The organism is Vibrio sp. (assembly GCF_050299255.1).
Taxonomy (GTDB): domain Bacteria; phylum Pseudomonadota; class Gammaproteobacteria; order Enterobacterales; family Vibrionaceae; genus Vibrio.
Window position 1 is genome coordinate 1 of the sequence record NZ_JBNKVP010000133.1, and the last position, 4502, is coordinate 4502.

Annotated in this window: 5 protein-coding genes; 4 read left to right on the forward strand and 1 reads right to left on the reverse strand. The window is 51.9% G+C overall.

Features of this window, described 5'->3' with window-relative positions; translation table 11 throughout:
• Positions 1-120: 120 nt before the first annotated feature.
• On the reverse strand, positions 121-1104 hold the full coding sequence (locus ACQY6F_RS18170; RefSeq protein ID WP_428776464.1) for a LysR family transcriptional regulator: 984 nt from the start codon (positions 1102-1104) through the stop codon (positions 121-123).
• A 193-nt stretch (positions 1105-1297) separates the two neighbouring features.
• Here ACQY6F_RS18170 and ACQY6F_RS18175 point away from each other — a divergent pair, with 193 nt between their 5' ends.
• From ACQY6F_RS18175 to ACQY6F_RS18190, 4 genes are all read left to right on the forward strand, one after another.
• On the forward strand, positions 1298-2077 hold the full coding sequence (locus ACQY6F_RS18175; protein ID WP_428776465.1) for an ABC transporter substrate-binding protein: 780 nt from the start codon (positions 1298-1300) through the stop codon (positions 2075-2077).
• Between the two features lie 62 nt (positions 2078-2139).
• Positions 2140-2856, forward strand: coding sequence for an ABC transporter permease (locus ACQY6F_RS18180; RefSeq protein WP_428776467.1), 717 nt, complete (start codon positions 2140-2142; stop codon positions 2854-2856).
• Between the two features lie 10 nt (positions 2857-2866).
• On the forward strand, positions 2867-3586 hold the full coding sequence (locus ACQY6F_RS18185) for an ABC transporter permease (RefSeq protein ID WP_428776468.1): 720 nt from the start codon (positions 2867-2869) through the stop codon (positions 3584-3586).
• 81 nt (positions 3587-3667) lie between these two features.
• Positions 3668-4502: DUF1611 domain-containing protein (locus ACQY6F_RS18190; protein WP_428776470.1), on the forward strand; the 835-nt coding region annotated here is incomplete at its 3' end.

Consider the following 4502-nt stretch of genomic DNA (forward strand, 5'->3'; position numbering starts at 1 on the left):
TTCTCTGAAGTCAGAAAAAGCAGATGTGCCATTGGTACAAATAAGATCGAACTCAAAATAGCAACACTCCCTGCTGCTCCCTTTCCTTGGAATGGCACCGCCCGTTATGGACCATATTATTTATTCCCCGATAGGTTGATGGTGGGTATTCTGAATGGCGTTCAGCGTGTAGCGTATCAGCTGCTGCGTTTGCTGTTTGAGTAAACGGACAAAGTGAACTTCGATGTCATTCAGTGCGACGGTTTCCGGCGTGACCAGATACATCTCCGTGACCGGCAAGGATTGGTATGGTGGCAGTGGCCACAATAGCCCTTGGCTAACATAAGGTTTGGCACTTTCTACCGTCAGGGCACCAAAGCCGATGCCTGCCATGATCATGCGGCGAACTTCCTCCAGATTTGAAGACACGGCAACTAACTTACCCCAAAATTGCTGCTGCTCCCGAAATTGTGCAATCGCATCTAACCCTTCACCGGGTTGGTCACTTTCAAATGAGATATATGGCTGGCCTTTAATCTCTTCTAACGTCAGGTCCTCGCGGCCAAAGAATGGGTGGGTTCGACCACAATAAAAGCCCATCTGCTCGTAGCCGAGAAAATCACAGCGGATGCCGGTTTTGGCAATTTTCTTATTACTCAATCCGATTCTAAGCAGACCGTCAGCAACGTGGCTGACAATGTCGGCGCTCGGGTGGGTATTGACGTTAAATATCACGTTGGGAAACATCGCGTGGTAGTGCGCCAACGTGGCGTCAAATGCCGGGCATTGCAGGTGGCTGGCAATCTCAATGGTCAATTCACCCTGAATATTATCTGTTTGGTCGACGAACTGGTCCGCCATATCGCCGATGATGCGGCTTACCGAAGACGCGTATTCGTATACGCGCATCCCGTGCAGGGTGAGAGAAAATACCCCTTTCTTACGTAGAATAAGCCGCTTATCTACATGCTCCTCCAGCCGCTTTAAGGCATTACTGACACTGGGTTGGCTGAGTGAAAGCTTACGCGCAGCGGCACTGATACCGCCTTCGTTCACTATGGTTAGAAACGTAAACAGCAAGTTCCAGTCGAGATTACGCAGCAGGCGGTCTTTAGCGTTTAGCATGAGCTTGTTCCTTGAATGATTTATCCATAGCGACAGGCTATGTATATCATACTTATTCATCATTATGGATATTAACCAATTTTTAACATACTCAATAGTGTTGTTGTAATCGTCTGTCGAAGTGAAAGGGAGCAACCTTGAAGACAAGCGAGCATTTGGGACTAGACCATAACGAAAGTAGAAGGGATTCATGATGGCAAAAGGGAAATTTTTAAGTGTTTTTCTTGCGACCTCAGTAGCAGTTGCTGCGTCAGCGAGTGTTAACGCAGAAACGATCAGAATCGGCACCGAAGGCGCATACCCTCCGTTTAATTATTATACCGCTGACGGTCAGTTGGCCGGGTTCGATATTGAAATCGGCAAAGCCTTGTGCAGCGAAATGAAAGTCGAGTGTGAGTTTGTTGCTCAGGATTGGGACGGTATTATCCCGGCGTTGTTGGCGGGCAAATACGACCTGATTCTGGCCTCCATGTTTATTACCGATGCGCGTAAACAACAAGTCGCTTTCAGCGAACCGTACCAAGCGTCCGCGATGACGTTTGTTGTCGATAAACAGTCTGGTATCAAAGATGTCTCGCCTGAAGCGATGAAAGGCATGATCATCGGTGCGCAAGGATCCACCACACAGGCTGAGTACCTACTGGCGAACTACCCGGATTCTGAAGTGCGCTTATACCCGACCCAGGATGCGGTAAACCTCGATCTGGTCAGTGGCCGTATCGACGCTCAAGCGGGTGACATCATGCCGATGACCGATTGGCTTAGCTCTACCGATGGCGCCTGTTGTGAGAAAGCGGGAGATTTGATCACTGACCGTACCTATGTCGGTGATGGTGTGGGCATTGCGCTGCGTAAAGAAGACCAGCAGCTTCGTCAACGCGTGGACCAGGCTCTGGCAAACATCATCAAAGATGGTACCTATCAGAAAATTAACGACCAGTTCTTCTCGATTAACCTGCTGACTCTGAAATAAGTCAGCGGATCTGTGGCGGCTATGGTCGCCACTGAGGTGTATTTTATCAAGAGAGTGACGCGATGGATTATCTGATGTACCTGAGTCTGGGCGACCGCGGCTGGGGCGATGAACTGCTGAAAGGGCTGGCAGTTACTTTGGGACTGGCGCTGTGTGCGTTACCGGTTGGTTTGATCTTGGGAACCGGTGTGGCGGCATTGTCGATAAGCGCTCACAAAAGCTATCGCTGGTTTGCCACTGTTTATACCACTTTGCTGCGAGGCCTCCCTGAGCTGCTGACTCTGTTCATCATCTACCACGGGGTCGGTCTTTTGATTAACAAGACACTGAAATGGCTTGACCCAAGTAATGGTTTTTTCGAACTCAATCCGTTTGGTGCCGGTGTAATCGCGCTGGGTTTGGTGTTCAGTGGTTATTCGGCCGAAGTGCTGCGGGGTGCGTGGAAAGCGATGGATAAGGGTCAACGCGAGGCAGGATATTCACTTGCGATGACTCGGTTGCAGATTTTCTGGTTTATCGAACGTCCGCAGTTACTGCGTTTAGCACTGCCTGGCTTGGGTAACCTTTGGATTAACCTGCTCAAAGATACCGCCTTGGTGTCGGTGATCGCGCTGGATGATTTGATGCGCGCGGCAAACATCGCGGTTGGTGTGACCAAAAAGCCATTTCTGTTTTATCTCACCGTGTGCCTGGCTTATTGGGCGGTGTGCGTGTGTTGTGAAAGGCTATTGGCGGCAATGGAACAACACTCGAAGCGTGGCATACGCGTGAGTCGCTAAGGAGACGGTTATGACGGATTTTATCGCTAAAGTGACACCCATGTTGCTCGATGGCGCATGGATGACACTGAAAATCACCTTTATCTCGGTATCCTTCGCGGCACTGCTGGCGTTACCTATGTCGATATTGCGTATTCAGTCTTCACCTGTCTGTCGCTGGCCGGTGCTGCTATTTATCTCGTTCTTTCGCGGTACGCCACTGATAGCACAGCTGTTTTTACTCTACTACGGCTCAGGCCAGTTCCGTCCCTGGTTGATGGAGATGGGGATGTGGCACTTCTTTCGCGACCCGGTTAACTGTGCATTATTGGTGTTTACCCTTAATTCTCTGGCGTATCAGACAGAGATTTTGCGTGGTGCGATTCAGTCGGTGGATGCCGGTGAAATTGAAGCAGCCAAGTCCATGGGTATGTCCAACAGCTTGTTGTACCGCCACATCGTCTTGCCGCTCGCTTATCGTATTGCTTTCCCCGCCTTGGGTAACGAGTGCATTTTAATGCTCAAAGGGGGCGCGGTAGCCAGTGTGATTACCGTGATGGATCTGATGGGGCAAACACGACGCGCGTTTTCGCAGACGTTCGATATCTCCACCTATTTTCTGGCGGCAGCGATGTACCTGATTATCGCCACTCTGTTTGTCATGGCGTGGCGTCAGGCAGAACGCTACCTCTATCGGCATCAGATTCAGCGAACGCCGGGTGCAAGACCCGCCACCATCGCTGCGACCTGATTTTTCACCCAACCACAACCTGTTGGCACCAGGAGCTCGGGCTCTTGTGGGCTCGTTTGACTTTAAAAAAGGATCGACACAATGAATAAGATTGAATTGAAAACGCCATATCTGGTGTTTCTGGGCGATGCAAATGATCTTCTGATGGCGAAAGTCGCCAAAGGTGTGGCGCACTGGCGACCGGAGAAATGCCTGGCACAGTACCGGCTACCAGGCGCGAAAGCGGATCTGGGGCTGGCAGAAATGTCGCCGCGTGAGGCGGCAGAGTGCGGGGCGAAGACGTTTATTCTTGGTCTGGCACCAGTTGGCGGAACCCTGCCGATGACCTGGGTGGATATTTTAATCGATGCGATGGAAGCGGGCATGGACATCGCCAGTGGCCTGCATATGCGTCTGAGCGATGTTCCTGAGCTGGTGGCTGCCGCAGAGCGCACTGGCCAGAAACTGCTGGATGTACGAGTACCGCAAGGGCCGATGGTGTGTGGAACCGGTCTGCCACGCAGCGGTAAACGTCTGTTAAGTGTCGGGACCGACTGCTGTGTTGGTAAAATGTTTACCACTCTGGCGATTCACCGCGAAATGGAACAGCGTGGTATTCCAGCTACGTTCCGTGCAACCGGCCAAACCGGCATCCTGATCGAAGGCAACGGCGTACCGGTGGATGCGGTAGTGTCGGATTTTATCTCCGGTATGGTAGAAGATCTTTCACCGGCCAACGCTCCAGAGCACTGGGACATCATCGAAGGCCAAGGCTCGTTATTGCATCCGGCTTATGCGGGGGTAAGTTTGGGCCTGCTGCACGGCGCCCAGGCCGACTGGCTGGTACTCTGCCACGAACCCGGCCGCCCGCACATGCGCGGCCTGCCCGGACGGCTGCTGCCCGATCTGGACGAGTGCATGGAGCTGAACCTGACCT